Source organism: Acidisoma sp. C75 (genome assembly GCF_054665095.1).
Map to the genome: position 1 here is coordinate 95,491 of NZ_BAAFHD010000011.1, position 16,927 is coordinate 112,417.

At 70.4% G+C, this 16,927-nt stretch carries 19 protein-coding genes; 9 read left to right on the forward strand and 10 right to left on the reverse strand.

The window, feature by feature from the left end:
• Position 1: 1 nt before the first annotated feature.
• Positions 2-811 (forward strand): AAC(3) family N-acetyltransferase, encoded by an 810-nt coding sequence (locus ACYQ7X_RS15075; protein ID WP_459697883.1) that lies wholly within the window; start codon positions 2-4, stop codon positions 809-811.
• A gap of 65 nt (positions 812-876) precedes the next feature.
• Here the strand turns inward: ACYQ7X_RS15075 and ACYQ7X_RS15080 are convergent, their stop codons facing one another.
• Both ACYQ7X_RS15080 and ACYQ7X_RS15085 read right to left on the reverse strand, forming a co-directional pair.
• Positions 877-1,782, reverse strand: coding sequence for an NAD(P)-dependent oxidoreductase (locus ACYQ7X_RS15080; RefSeq protein WP_459697884.1), 906 nt, complete (start codon positions 1,780-1,782; stop codon positions 877-879).
• 47 nt (positions 1,783-1,829) lie between these two features.
• Positions 1,830-2,414, reverse strand: a complete 585-nt coding sequence (locus ACYQ7X_RS15085) for an acetate uptake transporter (protein ID WP_459697885.1) — start codon at positions 2,412-2,414, stop codon at positions 1,830-1,832.
• A gap of 206 nt (positions 2,415-2,620) precedes the next feature.
• Here ACYQ7X_RS15085 and ACYQ7X_RS15090 point away from each other — a divergent pair, with 206 nt between their 5' ends.
• The 3 genes from ACYQ7X_RS15090 to ACYQ7X_RS15100 are packed head-to-tail and all read left to right on the forward strand — an operon-like array spanning position 2,621 to position 5,124.
• Positions 2,621-3,262, forward strand: a complete 642-nt coding sequence (locus ACYQ7X_RS15090; protein ID WP_459697886.1) for a histidine phosphatase family protein — start codon at positions 2,621-2,623, stop codon at positions 3,260-3,262.
• Positions 3,250-4,320, forward strand: coding sequence for a glycosyltransferase family 4 protein (locus ACYQ7X_RS15095; protein ID WP_459697887.1), 1,071 nt, complete (start codon positions 3,250-3,252; stop codon positions 4,318-4,320). Before ACYQ7X_RS15090 ends, ACYQ7X_RS15095 begins: the two co-directional genes overlap by 13 nt.
• Before the next feature lie 48 nt (positions 4,321-4,368).
• A complete protein-coding gene (locus tag ACYQ7X_RS15100; RefSeq protein WP_459697888.1) occupies positions 4,369-5,124 on the forward strand; it encodes a gamma-glutamylcyclotransferase in 756 nt (251 codons plus the stop codon).
• 67 nt (positions 5,125-5,191) lie between these two features.
• Here ACYQ7X_RS15100 and ACYQ7X_RS15105 read toward each other — a convergent pair whose 3' ends face one another.
• Entirely contained in the window at positions 5,192-5,530 is a 339-nt protein-coding gene (locus ACYQ7X_RS15105) for a hypothetical protein (protein ID WP_459697889.1), read from the reverse strand.
• 398 nt (positions 5,531-5,928) lie between these two features.
• On the opposite strand from ACYQ7X_RS15105, the gene ACYQ7X_RS15110 reads away from it, so the two are divergent.
• The 3 genes from ACYQ7X_RS15110 (at position 5,929) to ACYQ7X_RS15120 (ending at position 8,839) form a co-directional block, all read left to right on the forward strand.
• Positions 5,929-6,729, forward strand: coding sequence for an ATP-binding cassette domain-containing protein (locus tag ACYQ7X_RS15110; protein WP_459697890.1), 801 nt, complete (start codon positions 5,929-5,931; stop codon positions 6,727-6,729).
• Positions 6,729-7,769 (forward strand): ABC transporter permease, encoded by a 1,041-nt coding sequence (locus ACYQ7X_RS15115; protein WP_459697891.1) that lies wholly within the window; start codon positions 6,729-6,731, stop codon positions 7,767-7,769. The genes ACYQ7X_RS15110 and ACYQ7X_RS15115 overlap by 1 nt, the downstream gene beginning before the upstream one ends.
• A gap of 62 nt (positions 7,770-7,831) precedes the next feature.
• Positions 7,832-8,839 carry a sugar ABC transporter substrate-binding protein gene (locus tag ACYQ7X_RS15120; protein WP_459697892.1) on the forward strand — a complete coding sequence of 336 codons (1,008 nt, stop codon included), beginning with the start codon at positions 7,832-7,834 and terminating at the stop codon, positions 8,837-8,839.
• 4 nt (positions 8,840-8,843) lie between these two features.
• On the opposite strand, the gene cobS is transcribed toward ACYQ7X_RS15120, so the two are convergent.
• Genes cobS through cobA form a run of 4 tightly spaced genes read right to left on the reverse strand, consistent with a single transcriptional unit; the run spans position 8,844 to position 12,721 of the window.
• On the reverse strand, positions 8,844-9,590 hold the full coding sequence (gene cobS, locus ACYQ7X_RS15125; RefSeq protein ID WP_459697893.1) for an adenosylcobinamide-GDP ribazoletransferase: 747 nt from the start codon (positions 9,588-9,590) through the stop codon (positions 8,844-8,846).
• Entirely contained in the window at positions 9,577-10,590 is a 1,014-nt protein-coding gene (gene cobT, locus ACYQ7X_RS15130) for a nicotinate-nucleotide--dimethylbenzimidazole phosphoribosyltransferase (RefSeq protein ID WP_459697894.1), read from the reverse strand. The genes cobS and cobT overlap by 14 nt, the downstream gene beginning before the upstream one ends.
• Before the next feature lie 5 nt (positions 10,591-10,595).
• A complete protein-coding gene (locus ACYQ7X_RS15135; RefSeq protein ID WP_459697895.1) occupies positions 10,596-11,906 on the reverse strand; it encodes a cobyrinate a,c-diamide synthase in 1,311 nt (436 codons plus the stop codon).
• Positions 11,903-12,721 carry a uroporphyrinogen-III C-methyltransferase gene (gene cobA, locus ACYQ7X_RS15140; protein ID WP_459697896.1) on the reverse strand — a complete coding sequence of 273 codons (819 nt, stop codon included), beginning with the start codon at positions 12,719-12,721 and terminating at the stop codon, positions 11,903-11,905. Before cobA ends, ACYQ7X_RS15135 begins: the two co-directional genes overlap by 4 nt.
• 50 nt (positions 12,722-12,771) lie before the next feature.
• Between cobA and ACYQ7X_RS15145 the strand changes: the two genes are divergently transcribed.
• A complete protein-coding gene (locus tag ACYQ7X_RS15145) occupies positions 12,772-13,854 on the forward strand; it encodes a cobalt-precorrin-5B (C(1))-methyltransferase (RefSeq protein ID WP_459697897.1) in 1,083 nt (360 codons plus the stop codon).
• Here the strand turns inward: ACYQ7X_RS15145 and cobM are convergent.
• From cobM to cbiE, 3 genes are read right to left on the reverse strand one after another with little or no spacing between them, the layout of a single operon-like run.
• On the reverse strand, positions 13,833-14,603 hold the full coding sequence (gene cobM, locus ACYQ7X_RS15150) for a precorrin-4 C(11)-methyltransferase (RefSeq protein ID WP_459697898.1): 771 nt from the start codon (positions 14,601-14,603) through the stop codon (positions 13,833-13,835). The genes ACYQ7X_RS15145 and cobM overlap by 22 nt on opposite strands.
• Entirely contained in the window at positions 14,600-14,974 is a 375-nt protein-coding gene (locus ACYQ7X_RS15155; RefSeq protein WP_459697899.1) for a cobalamin biosynthesis protein, read from the reverse strand. Before ACYQ7X_RS15155 ends, cobM begins: the two co-directional genes overlap by 4 nt.
• On the reverse strand, positions 14,971-16,185 hold the full coding sequence (gene cbiE, locus ACYQ7X_RS15160; RefSeq protein ID WP_459697900.1) for a precorrin-6y C5,15-methyltransferase (decarboxylating) subunit CbiE: 1,215 nt from the start codon (positions 16,183-16,185) through the stop codon (positions 14,971-14,973). Before cbiE ends, ACYQ7X_RS15155 begins: the two co-directional genes overlap by 4 nt.
• On the opposite strand from cbiE, the gene ACYQ7X_RS15165 reads away from it, so the two are divergent.
• Positions 16,167-16,919, forward strand: a complete 753-nt coding sequence (locus ACYQ7X_RS15165; RefSeq protein WP_459697901.1) for a cobalt-precorrin-6A reductase — start codon at positions 16,167-16,169, stop codon at positions 16,917-16,919. The two genes, cbiE and ACYQ7X_RS15165, sit on opposite strands and share 19 nt — an antisense overlap.
• The last annotated feature ends 8 nt before the right edge of the window (positions 16,920-16,927 follow it).

Consider the following 16,927-nt stretch of genomic DNA (forward strand, 5'->3'; position numbering starts at 1 on the left):
GGTGTCGGCGCGGGAGGCTGCGGTGGTGGCCGCAACGCCCGCGCCCCGCACGCGGGAGAGCCTGGCCCGGGATCTGCGCTGCCTTGGCCTGAGCGCCGGCGGCACTGTGCTGGTGCATTGCTCGCTGCGGTCGATCGGGTGGGTTTGCGGCGGCGCGACCGCCGTCATCCTGGCGCTCCAGGACGTGCTGACGGGCGCGGGCACGCTCGTCATGCCGGCGCATTCGACGCAGCTGACCGACCCGGCGGGCTGGCAAGTACCCGCGGTCCCGCTCGCCTGGCATGACGAGATCCGGGCGACCTTGCCGGCCTATGATCCGCGGACGACACCGACACGCGGCATGGGGGCGGTGGCCGAGCAATTCCGCACCTGGCCCGGCGTCCGGCGCAGCCTGCATCCGGCGCTGTCCTTCGCCGCCCTCGGCCCCGAAGCGGCGCGGATCACCCGTGACCAGCCGCTCGACGATCCGTTCGGAGACGGCTCGCCTCTGGCCGCGCTCTATGGGCTCGGCGCCCAGATTCTCCTGATCGGCGTTGGGTTCGAGAGGTGTACGGCGCTGCATCTGGCGGAGCGGCGCGCCTGGCCCGACCGCCCGCGTCTTGCCGCGGGCGCGCCGATCATGGTCGAGGGGCGCCGCTGCTGGGTGAGCACCATGGCCCCGCCCGTCGATGCCGCGGCCTTCCCCGCAGCCGGGCTGCGGCTGATCGAGGCTGGCCTCGTGAGAACGGGCGATCTCGGCTCCGCCCGTTGTCTCTTCATGCCCATGGCGCCCGTCGTCGATGCCGCGGGGGCTCTCTGGCGTTCGGCCTGATCGGGCCGTGGGCGGCGCCGCATCTGCCGCGGGTCGTCCCGCGTCGCCTGCCGCCGCGCGCCTCCTCAGCCTGACTTCGGCAGCAGCGACACCCCGTTCATCTCGGCGATGATGTCGGAAAGCTGCGGCACGTAGTCCTCGCCCCGGCCGGCGCCCGCCGCCAGCGCGAAGCTGTTGCGCACCGCCGCCCCCATCGGGTTCGCGAACTGCATCGCGCCCGCGAAGCTGGCCAGGTAGGTCATATCCTTCAGGGCATTGCGCAGTGCGAACTGATGGGCATTGCGATCCCGCTCCAGCACGTATTTGAAGAAGGTCTGGTAGAAGGCGCAATCCATCCGGCCGCCACGGATGACCTGATCGAAAACCTGCGGCGTGAGGCCGGATTTCGCGCCGAGCGCCAGCGCCTCGGCATAGAGCGCGGCATAGCCCATGGAGATGAAGTTGTTGAGGAGCTTCATCGTATGGCCGGTGCCGGTCGGCCCGGTATGGACCACCCGCCCGGCGAAGCAATCGATCACCGGCCGCACGCGCGCCACGATCTCCTCCGCGCCGCCCATCATCACGTCCAGCGTGCCAGCTTCGGCATCCTTGGGCGTCCGGCTCAGCGGCGCGTCGATGAGGGTGATGCCGCGCTCGGCCAGGCGGCTGGCGAGGGCGAGGGTCTCAGCCGGATCGGAGGTCGAACAGTCGATGATGACGAGCGGCTTGCCGGCGGCGGCGAGGCCTTCCGGCCCCTCCACCACCGCCGAAACCTCGGGCGAGCCCGTCACGCAGAGCACCACGATGTCGGAGGCTTCGGCGAGCGCCCGGGCGTGCGGCGCTTCCTGCGCCCCTTGGGCGACGAGCGCCTCCACCGCCGTGCGGCTCCGATGCGCGAGCACCGTGAGCGGCCAGCCTTTCCGCAGGATATTGCCCGCCATGCCCCGGCCCATCAGGCCGAGGCCCACAAATCCAATGCGTTCTTTGGTCAAGGCTGGCTCGCTTTCCTGGTGCCTGCGCCGGTGCCTCCGGCGCTTCTTCAGATCACGTCCGCGGTGCGCGGGTCGGTCGGCGCAAGCTTGGCGCCGAGCGGCAGCACGACGCGGCCATGCGTCTCGTTGATAACTTCCGCCGCCGAGACGTAGAAGGCAAGCACCGCCGTGACGAGCCCGACATAGCCGCCGAGCACATGCGCGGCACCGAGGCCCCATTCGCCGAGGGCGAGCAGCGCGAAGGTGATCCAGAGCGCGAGGAAGACGTAGGAGACCGCGCGGGTCAGCGCGAGCGAGCCGATCCACATGTAGAAGGTGAAGACGCCCCACATGAAGAGGTACCAGCCGACGAAGGCGTGCGGCACGTGGGCGGCGAAGTAAAGAACGAAGAGCGCGAAAGACCACCAGAAGGCGCCGTAAGCACAGAAGGCGATGAAGCCGAAGGAATTGCCGCGCGGCAGTTCCATCACGCCGGCGACGAACTGCGCCGTGCCGCCGAAGGCGAAAGCGAGTGCGAGCACCATCGGCACGCCTTCGGCGCCGAACCACCCGGCATTGACCATGCTGAGCATCCAGGTCGTCAATGCGAAGCCGGCGAGGCCGAGCGGCGCCGGATTACCGAACTTGTTCATCAAAGTCTCCCCCAGGGTCCGCAACATCTTTCTGCGCGGATCACTTTGTTTCAGGCCGCGCGAGTCACGGCCATGGCAAATCTAAACACAGCTTCCGGCAATGTGAAATGCTCGTCATGAAGAGGATCACGGCTTTTCTCTGGTGTTTATTCTTTGGCGCAATTTTCCTGCTAGGCTTCGTCTGTGCATCGGCGAAGGAGGCGTGAATGGAAGGGCTGGCGGCCCCGGGCGCGGGCTCCGCGGCATCTGGTCTGCGCTTCGCGCTGCTGCGCCATCCGCCGGTCGCCGGCGGCGCGGGGCTTTGCTATGGCAGGCAGGATCTGCCGCTCGCCGATGCGGCGCGCGATATCCCGCCGCTCGTCGCGCAGCTCGGGCCTTTGCGCGGGGCGCGGATCATCACGAGCCCGCTGGGCCGCTGCCGCCGCGTGGCAGAGGCGCTCGCCGCCGCCTCGGCGGCGGTGGTGGAGGATGCGCCGGGGCTGCTCGAACTCAATTTCGGGGCCTGGGAAGGCCGCCGGTGGGAGAGCATTCCGCAGGCCGAGATCGCAGCCTGGGCGGCTGATCTCTGGGGCTTCGCGCCGCCGGGTGGGGAAGCGGGCGGCGTGCTCGCCGCGCGCGTCGAGGCCGTATGGGCCGCCTGCCTCGGGGCCTGCCAGCCCTTCCTGCTCATCACCCATGGCGGGCCCTTGAAGGTGCTGCGCAGCCTCGCCGAGGGGCGGCCGATCGATCTCGCCGCCCCTGCCCCGCCGCCGGGCGCGGTGCTCTTCGGCGCCTGGCCGCCTGGTGGGCCCGGCGCCGCGCCACCCCGCCTCTCCGGCGCAGAAGGTGCTGCCGCATGCGCATCCTGATGATCAACCACGAATTCACCATCACCGGGGCGAGCATGATCTTCCTCGCCCTGGCCGAGGATTGGCGCGCGCGCGGGCACATGGTCGCGATTCTGCCCTGCAACCCCGAAGCCGGGCCGATCAGCGCGCGCTACGAGGCGGCGGGCATCCCCATCCTCCCGCAAGCGGCGCTCGGCACGGCGGCGGCTTCCTTCGATGTCGCGATTGCCAATACAACCGCCTCGGCCGGCGCGCTGCTCGCCCTGCCGCCCGGCCTGCCCGTCATATGGTATCTGCACGAGGCCGAGATCGGCCTGCGCATCCTGAGCGAGCGGCCGCAATGGCAGGCGGCCTTCGCGCGCGCCGCCGCCATCATCTACAACATGCCCTATCAGGCCGAGGTCTTTCGCTCCTACACCTTCGCGCAACCCGCCTGGAAGTTCCACATCATCCCCTTCGGCGTGGAGATCGACCATCAGGCCGTGGACCGCGTCGTTCTGCCCAAGAAACGGCACGCCCTCCGCATCGTCCAGATCGGCAGTATCGAGCCGCGCAAGCGGCCGGGCGATCTCATCCAGGCGGTGGCGATGACCGGGCTCGATGCCGAATGCGTCCTCTGCGGCCGCTTCTACGGCCTGCCGCCGGAGGCGGCCGCGCTGGTCGCCCAGGCGCCGGAGCGGTTTCGCGTCCTGCCCGAGATGCCCCATGCCGAAAGCCTCGCCTGGCAGAAATCGGCCGACATCGTGGCCCTCGTTTCGCTCAGCGAATCGCAGCCGCTGACGGTGCAGGAAGCGGCGCGCCTCGCGCGGCCGATGGTGCTGACCGATCTCGCCTGCTACGACGGCGTCTTTCGCCACGGCGTGCATTGCCTGATGGCGCCGCCGGCCAGTCCCGCGATGATCGCGCTCGCCATCGCGTCGCTCGCCGCCAATCCGCGCCTCGCCGCCGAGCTTGGCGAGGCCGCGGCCCGGGCGGCGGCGAGCTTCACCCGGCGCGGCTTCTTCGCCCGGATGGCGGCGCTGCTGGAGGCGATCCTGCCGGATGGCGCGCCCGCCGCGCCCTTCGGGATGCAGCCCTGAGCCCCCGGCGCTCCCTCGCGCAGCCGCCCTGTGCTTTAGGTTCATCTCATGCCAGAGCGTGATCCGCCGAGCCGCCAGACGCCGCCCGCAGCCCTGCCCGCGCCGGGCGGCCAGCAATATGCCATCACGCGGGAAAGCCTCGCCGATGGCTCGCTCCTCGCCCGTATCCGCGCCGATGCCCCGGCTTATCTGCAATTCAAGAGCGATGCCGAGCTTGATGCCGATGCCGCGCGCACCCTGGCGGCGCTCGATCCGGGGTCCGATCTCTGGCTCTTCGGCTATGGCTCCCTGCTCTGGAACCCGGTGATCGACTATGCCGAGCGGCGTGTCGCCACCATCGCGGGCTATCACCGCAGCTACTGCATCTGGCTCGAACTCGGGCGCGGCTCGCCCGAGCATCCCGGCCTCATGCTGGCGCTGGATGAGGGCGGCGCTTGCGCCGGCGCCGTCTATCGCATCGCGGCGGCGCAGGTGGCGTCCGAAATGCGGCTGCTCTGGCGGCGGGAGATGGCGGGCGGCGCCTATGAGGCGCGCTGGGTGACGGCGGAAACGCCCGAAGGCCCGGTGCGGGCGCTCACCTTCGTCATCAATCACGCCTTCCCCCGCTATGTCGGCGGGCTGGACGAGGGCGAAATCGCGACGCGCATCGCCACCGCCGCCGGCATGCTCGGCACCTGCTCGGCCTATCTTTTCGATACCATCGCCGCCCTCGAAAGCCTCGGCTTGCGGGATGCGATGCTGGACCGTATCGCCGCGCGCATCCGGCAAGGCGCCCGCCCGCCCGCGGCAGCGCCCGGGGGATAAGCCGCCGGCCGCGCCCGGCTGCATCTCATCGCGCGGCCGAGGCGGCGCAAACGGCGCCAGGCAGAGTTCAGCGCCTGCCCGGATAATTGGCCGGCCCGCCGAGATTGTAGGGCTGCACGCCGGCCCCTGGCGCACCAAAGCCCACCCCGGGGGCGGCTCCCGCGCCATAGGCGCCCACACCCGGGCGCGGCGCGAGCCCGGCGCCCGCCGCGCCCGCACCGGCCCCGGGGAGAGCGCCGACCCCCGGCGCCCCGACGCCAGGCCGGGCGGCGCGGCGCCCGACGCAGCCGGCCGGATAGCCGGGCCGCGTGCAATAGCCGGCCCAGGCACGGGGCGCGGGCAGCACGTCCGCGGCCGCCCCCACGCCCAGGCCGAGCGCGACAAAAAGGGCCAAGGTCTTGCGCATTCTCGTCTCCTTCAGATTTGCGCGCACATCCCAGGCACACGGGCTCCGGCAGTTGGTAAAGCGCGGCGCGTGCCTTCGCACCATGCCGCACCCTATCCTTCGCCGCGCTGCCGGCTCTGCGGTGCTCTCGGCTATCCGGCGCTTTCCGGTATCCCGCTGCTCCTGGATATCCGCTTGATATGCGAGGCTGTCCGGCTGGTCGGCTGGCGCATCAAAACCCTTGCTCAACCTAGGCCGTGCATGCTTGCCGAAGTCTTAGCCACCCGGCCCGCAATGAGCGTTTGACAGCCCGCCCCGCTCTTCCTAACCTCCGGCCATTCGATAAGTCGGATAATTCGCTAATCCCAAGCCGGGCAGCCAAGCCCCGGCAAAAACGCCTGAACGGGGGAACCGACCGGATGGGAAACGAGCCGCAAGGCGCCCGCACCTACGAGCATATCGTGCGCGCCGAGGGGATAAGCCTCTCCTACGGCAAGATCCGCGCGCTCCAGGGCATTGATCTCGCGATCGGGCGGAACGAGATCGTCGGCCTCATCGGCGATAACGGCGCCGGCAAATCGACCCTCATCAAGGTGCTCACCGGCGTCGTGCGGCCAACCGAGGGGCGCCTCTTCGTTCGTGACGAGCCGGTGAACTGGAACGGCTATTCCGTGCGGGAAGCGCACCGCCTGCGGTTCGAGACGGTCTATCAGGAGAAGTCGCTCGGCGAGAAGCAGCCGCTCTGGCGCAACATCTTCGTCGGTCGCCAGATCACCAACCGCTTCGGCTTCATCAAGGTCAATGAAGAACGGCGCATCGCGGACCATATCCTCAAGAACCAGCTGGGCTTCCGCGGCGTCGGGATCGACGCCAATTCGCTGATCTCGAAGCTTTCGGGCGGGGAGCGGCAGGGCATCGCCATCGGGCGGGCGATGTATTTCGACAGCGATCTCATCATCCTCGACGAGCCGACCGTCGCCCTCGCCATCAGCGAAGTGCGCAAGGTGCTGGATTTCGTCCGCTCCATCAAGCAATCCGGCCGTGCCTGCATCTATATCGAGCATAACCTCGCCCATGTGCACGAACTTGCCGACCGGCTGGTGGTGATTGATCGCGGCCGGATCGTCGCTGATATCAAATCCGGCGAGATGAGCCTCGAAGAACTCACGAAGTTCCTCATCGATCTACAACATAGTGGCCGCAACGTGGGGGTTGGCTGATGAGCACGCATCTTTCTGCGAACGGCCCGGCGCGTCCGCGGGAATCGGGGCTGCAACGCCTCGCCCATGTCGAGGGGCTGCCGATCATCCTCGTCTTCATCCTGCTCGTGCTGCTGTTTCTGGTCTTCGCGCCGACGGTCTTTCTGCATTGGCCGATCTACCTCTCCTTCCTCACCACCGTGCCGCCGATGCTCGTGCTCTCGATCGGGCTCACCCTCATCGTCTCGGCGGGCGAGATCGACCTCTCCTTCCCCTCCACCCTCGCCTTTTCGGGCTTCCTCTTCTCGGTCTGCACCACATCGCTCGGCAGCCCCTGGCTCGGCCTCGTCGCCGCCCTTGCCGGCGGCGCGCTGATCGGCTTCGTCAACGGCGTGCTCGTCGCCTGTGTCGGCGTCCCCTCGATCATCGTGACGATCGGCACGCAATTCTTCTGGGCGGGTGCGGCCTCGATCCTCTCGGGCGGGCTGTCGGACGCGCTGCAACAGCTGGATGGCACGGTCATCGCCGTGCTTTTCACGGGCGATCTCTTCGGCTTCCTGCCGATGCAGTTCCTCTGGGCCTTGGCGATCGCGGTCTTCATCTGGTTCATCCTCAACCGGCACCGCTTCGGCGAGCATATCCTTTTCATCGGCGATAATCGGCAGGTCGCACGGGTTGCCGGCATCAATGTCGTGCGCGAGACGATCAAGCTCTTCGTACTGATGGGTGTGCTCGGCGGGTTTGCCGCCGTGCTGCTGACGCTCGAAAACCTCAACTACTTCTCGACCCAGGGCCAGGGATACCTGCTGCCGGCGCTTGCCGGCGTCTTCATCGGCGGCACCTCGGTCTTCGGCGGCACGGCGACGATCGTCGGCACCTTCTTCGGCACCTTCATCATCGGCATGCTGGAGGCCGGCATCGTCGCCACCGGCATCGCCGGCTTCTGGGTGCAGGCGATCGAGGGCATCATCTTCGTCTCCGCCGTCGTGCTGCATCTCGTTGTCGAAACACCGGCCAAGCTGCGCGGGCTTGGCGGTTTCGTGGGGCTTGGCCGCCGGTAGCAGACAGCGCCGGGGCCCCGCCGCACGCCCCTCATCAAGCAAAACAAGAAAGGGAGATTGAAATGACCAAGACGAAGAAAGCCTGGCTTGCGGGGCTCAGCCTCGTGGCGCTTTGCGGGCTCGCCGGGCAAGCCCGCGCCACTGAGCCGACGACGAAGGGGCCGCTCGGCCAGGGCATGACGATGTATATGCAGATGGGCGGCAATCCCGGCGATGGCGCGACGCTCGCCCGCCAGACCGGTGCGGCGGATGCCGCGCACGCCTTCGGCATCAAGGTCGTCGAGCAGTTCTCCTCCTGGAGCCCGGAGAATATGCTCGATCAATTCCGCCAGGCGATGGCGGCCCGGCCCACCTGCATCGGCATCATGGGCCATCCCGGCGATGCCGCCTTCGATCCGCTCATCGCCAAGGCGGAGAAGCAGGGGATCGTCGTCACCGTCGGCAATACGCCGCTGCCGGATGCGCAGAAGATGTATGGCGACAAGGGCACCGGCTATGCCGGCGTCGATCTCTATACCGGCGGGCAGATCACCGCGAATGCGATGCTCGCGGCCGGGCTGAAATCGGGGGATGAGGCGCTGGAATACGGCGTCTTCAACGAAACGACGCGCAGTGAATCCGATAAGGGCCTCGCCGATACCTTGGAGAAGGCGGGCGTGAAGGTCACGCGGCTGAATATCTCGCCGCAGGTCGATAGCGACCCGTCGCTCGCCGTTCCCATCCTCGTCGCCTTCATCGAAAGCCACCCGAACCTCAAGGGCATCGGCACGCAGCATGGCGGCGTCACCGCCTTCATTCCGCAGGCGCTGCGGCAGGTCGGCAAGAAGCCGGGGCAGATCATCGTCGGCGGGATCGATCTGGCGCCGTCCACGATCGCGGGGCTGCAGTCCAAATACATCACCGCGACGCTCGATCAGCAGCTCTACCTGCAAGGCTTCCTGCCGGTGATGCAATGCGTGCTGTCGAGCAAGTACAAGTTCGCCGGGCTCAACATCAACACGGGTGCCGGCGTGGAAACGCCGAATACGATCAACGGCCTCATCCCGCTCATCAAGCGCGGGATCCGCTAAGCGGTCAGGGGGCGGCGGAAGCGCCAGCCAGGATCAGCAGCGTTGCGATCTCGGCTAGCTGCTCCGTCGCCCCCAGCGTATCGCCGGTGAAGCCGCCGAGGCGACGGCGCGCGAAGGCGGCCATGCCATAGGCCGTGCCCATCGCGGCGAGGGCCGAAAGCCCGGTCGCGCGCGGCGTTGCCAGCATAAGGCCGAGCAGCAGCGCGGTACCACAGCCCCCCAGCACGCGCGCAGTCGAAAGCGGGCCGAGCATCGCGCCCAATCCCTCGGGCCGCGCGGGGGTGGTGAGCAGCACCACACCCGGCATCGCCGCTCGCCCCGCCGCCCCCGCGAGCATGAGGGCGACGATCACCGCCCGCGGCTCGGCGATCTGCGCCACCGCCCCGGCCCGCAGTCCCACCGAGAGGATGAGGGCGAGCGCGCCGAAGCTGCCGATGCGGCTATCCTTCATGATGGCAAGCCGCCGCTCGGGCGTGTGGCCCCCCAAAGCATCGGCGGTATCGGCCAGGCCATCCTCATGCAGCCCGCCCGCAAGCCCGATCAGCACGCCGACCGCGAGCAGCCCGCCGAGCCAGGGCGAAAGCCCGAGATGCCACGCCATGAGATAGACGAAGCCGCCGAGCGCCCCATGCACGGCACCCACGAGAGGCCAGGCCCAGACGCCCCCGGCCATGCCCGATGGCCGCGCTCCCTTCGGGATCGGCAGGCGGCTCAGCAGGCTGAAGCCAGAGGCGAGGTCAGCCGCGATCATCCACCGCGGCTTCCGCGAAGGTCGCCATCCCGGCATGGCAGGCCACGGCTGCCCTCAGAATTGAGACAGCGAGCGCCGCGCCCGAGGCTTCGCCCAAGCGCATATCGAGATCGAGCAGCACCGGCCGGCCGAGTTCCGTGACCAGCCGGCGATGCCCGGCCTCGGCCGAGACATGGCCGATCATGCAATGGTCGAGCCCGCCCGGCATCAGCTTCGCGAGCGGTGCCGCGGCGGCTGAGCAGACGAAACCATCGAGCAGCACGGGAATGCTGTGCCGCCGGGCCGCCAGCACGGCGCCGAGGATCGCCGCCGTCTCCCGCCCGCCGAGGCGGCGCGCCGCCTCCCAAGGCTCGGCCAGCGCTGCCTCGTGCAGGGCGAGCGCGCGGTCCACCACCGTCGCCTTATGGGCGACGCCCGCGGCATCGAGGCCGGTGCCCCGCCCCGCCCAATCGCTGCCTTGGCCGCCGAAAAGCGCGGCCGCGAGGGCCGCCGCCGCCGTCGTATTGCCGATGCCCATCTCGCCCAGACAGAGAAGATCGGTGCCCGGCACCACCGCCGCGAAGCCCGTCTGCAAAGCGGCGCGGAACTCGGCCTCGGTCATCGCCGGTTGCTGCGTGAAATCCGCCGTCGGCCGGTCGAGGTCGAGGGGGATGACCTTGAAGGATGCGCCGACCGTCCGGGCGATCTGATTGACCGCGGCACCGCCGGCCGCGAAGTTGTCCACCATCTGGGCGGTGACTGCCGGGGGATAGGGGGAGATGCCCTGCGCCGTCACCCCGTGATTGCCGGCAAAGACCATCACATCCACCTGGTCGAGGCGCGGCATCTCGCGCCGCTGCCAGCGCGCGAGCCATGCGACGCTTTCTTCCAGCAGGCCGAGGCTGCCGGGCGGCTTGGTCAGCCGGGCCTGGCGCTCGGCCACCGCGCGTTCGGCGGCGTGGTCGGGCACCGGCAGGCCGTGCAGCAGGGAGGCCAGAAACTCTGCTTGCCGCAATCGCATGCCGCTCACTCCTCTTCGGCGATGAGATGAAAGAAACTGCCCGAGACGCGCCCCCGCCTGCTCCCGGCAGGGCCGAGCGGCGCACCGCCGGCATCCTCCAGGCTGGCGAAAGGAGCATCGCCCCCCGGGGCCACCAGGGTTGTGTAATGGAATTCATGGCCGCGCAGCCAGCCTCCCGCGGGGCCGAGCGGCCCATCGGCGAGCAGCCGCGCCCGGCGATAGCCGAGGTGCAGGCGCCGCTCGGCGAAGCTCGTTTCATGGCTGAGCAGGCCGGCCATGGCATGCCGCTCGCCCGCCGCATCGGTCAGCCCCGCGCCGAGCACCATATAGCCGCCGCACTCGCCATGCACCGGCCGCATCTCGGCGAAATGGGCGAGGCCGGCCTTGAAGCGCCCGGCCGCGGCGAGCTTCGGCGCGTGCAGTTCCGGGTAGCCGCCGGGCAGCCAGCAGGCATCCGCCGCTTCCGGCGGCGGCTCGTCGGCCAGCGGCGAGAAGAAGGCGATCTCCGCCCCCGCCTGCCGCCAGCCGGCGAGGAGATGCGGATAGAGGAAGGTAAAGGCGGCATCCCGCGCCACCGCGATGCGCTGGCCGAGCGGGCGAAGGGCCGAGGCCGAGGCCACGCCGCGCGGCAGGGGGGCAGCGAGCGCGCGGATGGCATCGAGATCGAACCGCGCGCTCGCGAGATCGGCAAGCGCGGCGAGCCGTGCGGCGAGGCCCGCCGTCTCCTCCACCTGAACGAGGCCGAGATGCCGTTCGGGGAGCGTAAGGCGCGCATCCCGCGGCAGGGCGCCGAGCACGGCGGGGCCGATGCCGGCCATCGCTGCGCGGATGCCGGCCTCGTGCTTCGCGCTGCCGAGCCGGTTGAGGATGACGCCGCCGATCTCCACCCCAGGCTCGAAGCCCACGAAGCCGCGGGCGACGGCTGCCGCCGTCTGGCTCTGTCCGGCAACATCCATCACCAGCACCACGGGTAGGCCGAAGCGCGCCGCGAGATCGGCCGCGCGCCCTGCCCGGCCCGGCGGCCCCGCGCCATCGAACAGCCCCATGGAGGCTTCGATGAGCAGCAACTCCGCCCCCTCCGCCGCCTGGGCCAGCACCGCGGCCAGCAGCCGGGGCGGCATCGCCCAGCTATCGAGGTTGAAGCAGGGCCGGCCGATCGCGGCGGCATGAAAGCCGGGGTCGATATAATCCGGCCCGGATTTGGCGACCGAGACCGCCAGCCCCGCCCGCTGCAGCGCCGCGGCGAGGGCGAGCGTCACCGTCGTCTTGCCGGAGCCCGAGCGCGGCGCGGCGAGGATGAGGGCGGTGGTGCTCAACCGCCGCCCTCCGCCGCGAGCCCGTCCATCAGCGCGGTGATCGCGCCGCGGAAGCGCACGATATGGCCGATCACGATGAGCGCCGGCGCCTCGTCCTCCGCCCCTTCGGCGAGGGCCGCGATATGGGCAAGGTCGGTCACCCGCACCCGCATATCGGGGCGGGTGGCGTCCTGGATGAGGGCGGCCGGCGTCTCGGGGCCGAGGCCGCCGGCCTGGAGCCGGCGGGCAATCGTCGTGATGCGCTTGGCGCCCATATAGAGCACGATCGGCTGGCCGAGCCGCGCCATGCCTTCCCAATCGAGCGTCGCGTGCTGGGAATCGGCGCCATGGCCGGTCGCGAAGATCACGGCCTGGTTGATGCCGCGCATGGTGGGCGGAATGAGCGCCGCGGCGAGGCCGGCGACCCCGGCGGTGAGCCCCGGCAGCACCCGGAAGGGAATGCCGGCGCGGGCGAGCGCCATCACCTCCTCCCCGCCACGGCCGAAGACGAAGGGATCGCCCCCTTTCAGCCGCAGCACCCGCCGCCCCCGGCGCGCCTGGGCGATGAGTTCGGCCGAGATACCGTCCTGCGCGGCGGAGGGCCGGCCGCAGCGCTTGCCGGCATGGATCAGCTCGGCCTCGGGCGGGATCAGCGCGAAGATCTCCGGCCCGATCAGCGCATCATGCAGCACCACCTCGGCCTGGCCGAGCGCGCTCACCACCTCCAGCGTCAACTGCCCGACCTCGCCCGGCCCCGCGCCTGCCAGCCAGACATGGCCGGGGGCGAGCCTCGGCCGCCCCGCCATGAGGCGCGCCAGCGCCTGCTCCATCACCATCCGCCATCCCCACCGTGACTTGCGCCCGGCCTCCCTCTACATCTCTCGGCGTGCAAACGCCCCCTCTCCGCCGCGGCTGGACCACCGGCGCCTGTGCCACCGCCGCTACCCGCGCGGCGGCGGAAGCGCTGCTCACCGGCCAATTCCCCGATCCGGTCACGATCCGGCTGCCCGGCGGGCAGAGTGTGGCCTTTCCGCTCGCCGAAACCGCGCATCATGGAAAGGCCGCCATGGCCGCCGTCGTCAAGGATGCGGGGGACGACCCAGACGTGACGCATGGTGCCCTGATCCGCGCGACGGTCTGGCGCGGGGAAGCGGGCAGCGGCATCACCTTCCGCGCGGGGCCGGGTGTTGGCACCGTCACCCTGCCCGGCCTGCCCATCCCGCCCGGGGAGCCGGCGATCAACCCGGTGCCGCGCCGGATGATCGCCGAAGCCCTCGCCGAGGCAGCCGCGGGCGGAGATGGCGGCGCGGATTGGGTGGTCGAGATCAGCATCCCCGAGGGCGAGCGGCTGGCCGCCAAGACGCTCAATTCCCGCCTCGGCATCCAGGGCGGGCTCTCGGTGCTCGGCACCACCGGGATCGTCATCCCCTTTTCCTGCGCGGCCTGGATCGACAGCATCCATCGCGGCGTCGATGTCGCGCGGGCCATCGGCCTCACCCATCTCGCGGGCGCCACCGGCCGCACTTCGGAAGAGGCGGTGCGGCGGCTCTACGGGCTGCCCGAGCGGGCCTTGCTCGATATGGGGGATTTCGTCGGCGGCACGCTGAAATACGTCCGCAGCCATCCGGTGGCGCGCCTCACCATCGCCGGGGGCCCGGCGAAGATGACGAAGCTCGCGCAAGGGCGGCTCGATCTCCACTCCAAGCGCGGCAGCGTGGATGGTGCGGCGCTTGCCGCCCTCGCGGCCAAACTCGGCGCCGATGCGGCGACCGTCAGCGCCATCGCCTCCGCCAATACGACGCTGCATGCCTTTGATCTTGCGGGAAATCTTCCGCTCGCAGAAGCGATCGCGGCGCGCGCCCATGGCGTGGCGGCGGCGGTGCTGGGGGATGCTCCGGTCACGCTCGATATCGCGATCTTCGACCGCACGGGCGGGCTCATGGCGCGTCATCCCGCGCCGCCCGGCTGAGCGCGAAAGCGGCGGAGATAGGCCGCGTCATACAGCGCGCTGTCGCGGAACTCTTCGGGCGCGAGGGCGGGGCCGACGAGGATGAGCGCCGTCCGCTCGATCGGGTTTTCAGCAAAGAGCGCCGCAACGGTGCCAAGGGTGGCGCGCATCACCTGCTCGTCCGGCCAGCTTGCCCGCGCCACGACCGCCGCCGGGCAATCCGGGCCATAGAAGGGCGTCAGCGTCTCGACGATCTCGGAGAGGCGATGGATGGCGAGATGGATGGCGAGCGTCGCCCCCGTCTCTGCGAAAGCCGCGAGCGTTTCGCCCCGCGGCATCGGGCTCGCGCGGCCATCCAGGCGCGTCAGCACCAGGCTTTGCGCGAGGCCAGGCACCGTCAGTTCTCGCCCGAGGGCAGCGGCGGCCGCGGCGAAGGCCGGCACGCCCGGCACCATCTCCCAGGGAATGCCGAGCGCATCGAGCCGGCGGCTCTGCTCGGCGACCGCGCTATAGATCGAGAGATCGCCCGAATGCAGCCGCGCGACATCCTCCCCCCGCGCATCCGCCGCCGCGTATTCCGCCGTGATGGCGTCGAGATCGAGGCCGGCGGTATCGACCAGCCGCGCGCCTTCGGGGCAATGCGCCAGCATCGCGGCCGGCACGATCGAGCCCGCATAGAGGCAGACCGGGCAGCGGGCGAGAATATCCCGGCCGCGGAGCGTGATGAGATCGGCAGCCCCCGGACCCGCACCGATGAAATAGACTGTCATGCACCGGGCCTTTCGGCGAGCGCGCAGGTCACGCCGCCGCCTCCGATGCGCGGCAGGATGAGCCGGCCGCTGGGGCCGGCGGCGGCAAGGGCTGCAGCTTCGGCGACCGAGGCGAGACCGACCTCCCGCTCCGCCCGCGCCGATCGGGTCAGGCAGCGCCCCTGTTCGCCCCGCAGGCTCTCGCGCGCGATCCAGATCAGCGGCAGGCCGAGAGCGGCGGCAGCCTCGGCAATAGCCGCTTCGGATTGCCGGAAGACGGGCGCGGCCAGAAGCGCGGGCGCGCCGAAACCCGCGGCACCTGCCTCTTCCAAAAGCGCGCAGAGGGCCGCTGCCAGAACGCCGCTGCGGCAGCCGATACCGGCCACAATCATGGCTTTACCGCCCGGTATTGAAGCACTGTACGAGCCGGCGTGAAGCCCTGGAAGCCGCCGATCGGCTCCAGGCGCTCAATGCCGATGCGGGTCAGCCGGCCACCCCAGCGGCGATGGCAGGCGATCAGCGCGGCCTCGCTCTCCAGCGTCACGGCATTGCAGACGAGCCTGCCTCCGGCTCTCAACACCGCCCAGCAAGCCTCTGTGATTGCAGGATCGCTGATGCCGCCGCCGATGAAGGCGGCATCCGGCGGCGGCAGGCCGGCCAGTGCCCCTGGCGCTGCGCCATGGCGGACCATCAGCCCCGGCACGCCGAGCTGCGCCGCAGTGCGGGCGATGCGCGCCGCCCGATCGGCCCGCGCTTCCACCGCGATCGCCCGATTGGCCGGGTGGCGCAGCATCCATTCGATACCGACAGAGCCGGAGCCCGCGCCGATATCCCACAGCACCTCGCCCCGCCGCGGCGCCAGGGCGGCGAGTGTCACCGCCCGCACCTCGCGCTTGGTGATCTGCCCGTCGCTCTCGAACCACTCTTCATCGAGGCCAGGGGTGAGCGGCAAGGCCGGGCCGCCGGCCACCTCCACGGCCATCAGGTTGAGATCCGCTATTGGGCGCTCGACGCCGTTGAAGGCCTTGAACGTAAAGCAATCTTCATCCGTCCCGCCGAGCGTCTCCAGCACCGTCATCCGGCTTTCGCCGAAGCCCCAGCGGGTAAGCAGCGCGGCGAGCGCTGCCGGCGTCCGGCCATCGGCGGAAAGCGCCAGCAGGCGCGCCTCGGGCTGCAAGAGCGGGCGGATCGCCTCCAGCGGGCGGCCGCAGAAGGAGATGGTGGCGATGTCCTGAAAGGCCCAGCCGAGCCGGTTCGCGGCCAAGGTGAAGGAAGAGGCCTGCGGCAGGCTGCGCATCTCGGCGATCGGGATGCTGCGGGCGAGCAGCGTGCCGATGCCGAAGCAGAAGGGATCTTGCGAGGCGAGCACCACCACCCGCCGCCCCGCCCAGCCGGTAATGAGCGGCAGCGCCTCGGCGATCGGGCTCGGCCAGGTGAGGCGTTCCGCCTGGCGGGCGATCAGCGGCGCGGCGAGCGCCAGGTGCCGCACGCCGCCTGCCACCAGCTCGGCCGCACCGAGTGCCGCGCGGGCCGGCGCGCCAAGCCCCTCGACACCATCCTCGCCGATGCCGACAATCGTCAGCCATGGCTCGGACCTCACCATTGCGGGTACTCATCCTCGGCGGCACGGCGGAAGCCTCCGCCCTCGCCCGCCTGCTCGCGGGCGAGGCATGGGTCTCGCCCATCCTCTCGCTGGCCGGGCGCACGCAGGCGCCCCTGCTGCCGCCCATTGCGCACCGCATCGGCGGCTTCGGCGGCGCCGAGGGGCTCGCTACCTATCTGCGGGCGGAGCGCATCGCGGCGATGGTGGATGCGACGCATCCCTTCGCGCTGCAGATCTCGGCCAATGCCGCCCGCGCGGCCGGCGCCTGCGGCATCCGCCGACTTGTCCTGCAAAGGCCGGGCTGGCGGCCGCAGCCGGGGGATGACTGGCAGGAGGTGGCCGATGCCGCGGCCGCCGCCCGCGCCCTCGGCCAGGCGCCGCGGCGCGTCTTCCTCACCATCGGGCGGCAGGATCTCGCGCCCTTCCGAGACGGCGCGGTGGCGCATCGCTATCTCATCCGCAGCGTCGATCCGCCGGCGCCCGGCCTGTTGCCGCCCGGGGCGGTGATCCTCACCGGGCGCGGCCCTTTCGATGCGGCGGCGGAGCAGGCGCTGATGGAAGCCGAGCGGATCCAGGTGGTGGTGACCAAGAATTCCGGCGGGGCGGATGGCAAGCTCGTCGCGGCACGCCGCCTCGGCCTGCCGGTCCTGCTCATCGCCCGCCAGCCCCCGCCGCCCGGCGAGAGGGTGGAGACGCCAGAAGCGGCGCTGGCCTGGCTGGCCGCATACGCATAAAGATATAT

Bases quoted from the DNA above. Each gene is read 5' to 3' on its own strand.
- ACYQ7X_RS15085 (WP_459697885.1), bottom strand. From the start codon at position 2,414: ATGAACAAGTTCGGTAATCCGGCGCCGCTCGGCCTCGCCGGCTTCGCA.
- ACYQ7X_RS15090 (WP_459697886.1), top strand. From the start codon at position 2,621: ATGGAAGGGCTGGCGGCCCCGGGCGCGGGCTCCGCGGCATCTGGTCTG.
- ACYQ7X_RS15095 (WP_459697887.1), top strand. From the start codon at position 3,250: ATGCGCATCCTGATGATCAACCACGAATTCACCATCACCGGGGCGAGC.
- ACYQ7X_RS15100 (WP_459697888.1), top strand. From the start codon at position 4,369: ATGCCAGAGCGTGATCCGCCGAGCCGCCAGACGCCGCCCGCAGCCCTG.
- ACYQ7X_RS15105 (WP_459697889.1), bottom strand. From the start codon at position 5,530: ATGCGCAAGACCTTGGCCCTTTTTGTCGCGCTCGGCCTGGGCGTGGGG.
- ACYQ7X_RS15110 (WP_459697890.1), top strand. From the start codon at position 5,929: ATGGGAAACGAGCCGCAAGGCGCCCGCACCTACGAGCATATCGTGCGC.
- ACYQ7X_RS15115 (WP_459697891.1), top strand. From the start codon at position 6,729: ATGAGCACGCATCTTTCTGCGAACGGCCCGGCGCGTCCGCGGGAATCG.
- ACYQ7X_RS15120 (WP_459697892.1), top strand. From the start codon at position 7,832: ATGACCAAGACGAAGAAAGCCTGGCTTGCGGGGCTCAGCCTCGTGGCG.
- cobS (WP_459697893.1), bottom strand. From the start codon at position 9,590: ATGATCGCGGCTGACCTCGCCTCTGGCTTCAGCCTGCTGAGCCGCCTG.
- cobT (WP_459697894.1), bottom strand. From the start codon at position 10,590: ATGCGATTGCGGCAAGCAGAGTTTCTGGCCTCCCTGCTGCACGGCCTG.
- cobA (WP_459697896.1), bottom strand. From the start codon at position 12,721: ATGGTGATGGAGCAGGCGCTGGCGCGCCTCATGGCGGGGCGGCCGAGG.
- cobM (WP_459697898.1), bottom strand. From the start codon at position 14,603: ATGACAGTCTATTTCATCGGTGCGGGTCCGGGGGCTGCCGATCTCATC.
- ACYQ7X_RS15155 (WP_459697899.1), bottom strand. From the start codon at position 14,974: ATGATTGTGGCCGGTATCGGCTGCCGCAGCGGCGTTCTGGCAGCGGCC.
- ACYQ7X_RS15165 (WP_459697901.1), top strand. From the start codon at position 16,167: ATGGCTCGGACCTCACCATTGCGGGTACTCATCCTCGGCGGCACGGCG.
- cbiE (WP_459697900.1), bottom strand. From the start codon at position 16,185: ATGGTGAGGTCCGAGCCATGGCTGACGATTGTCGGCATCGGCGAGGAT.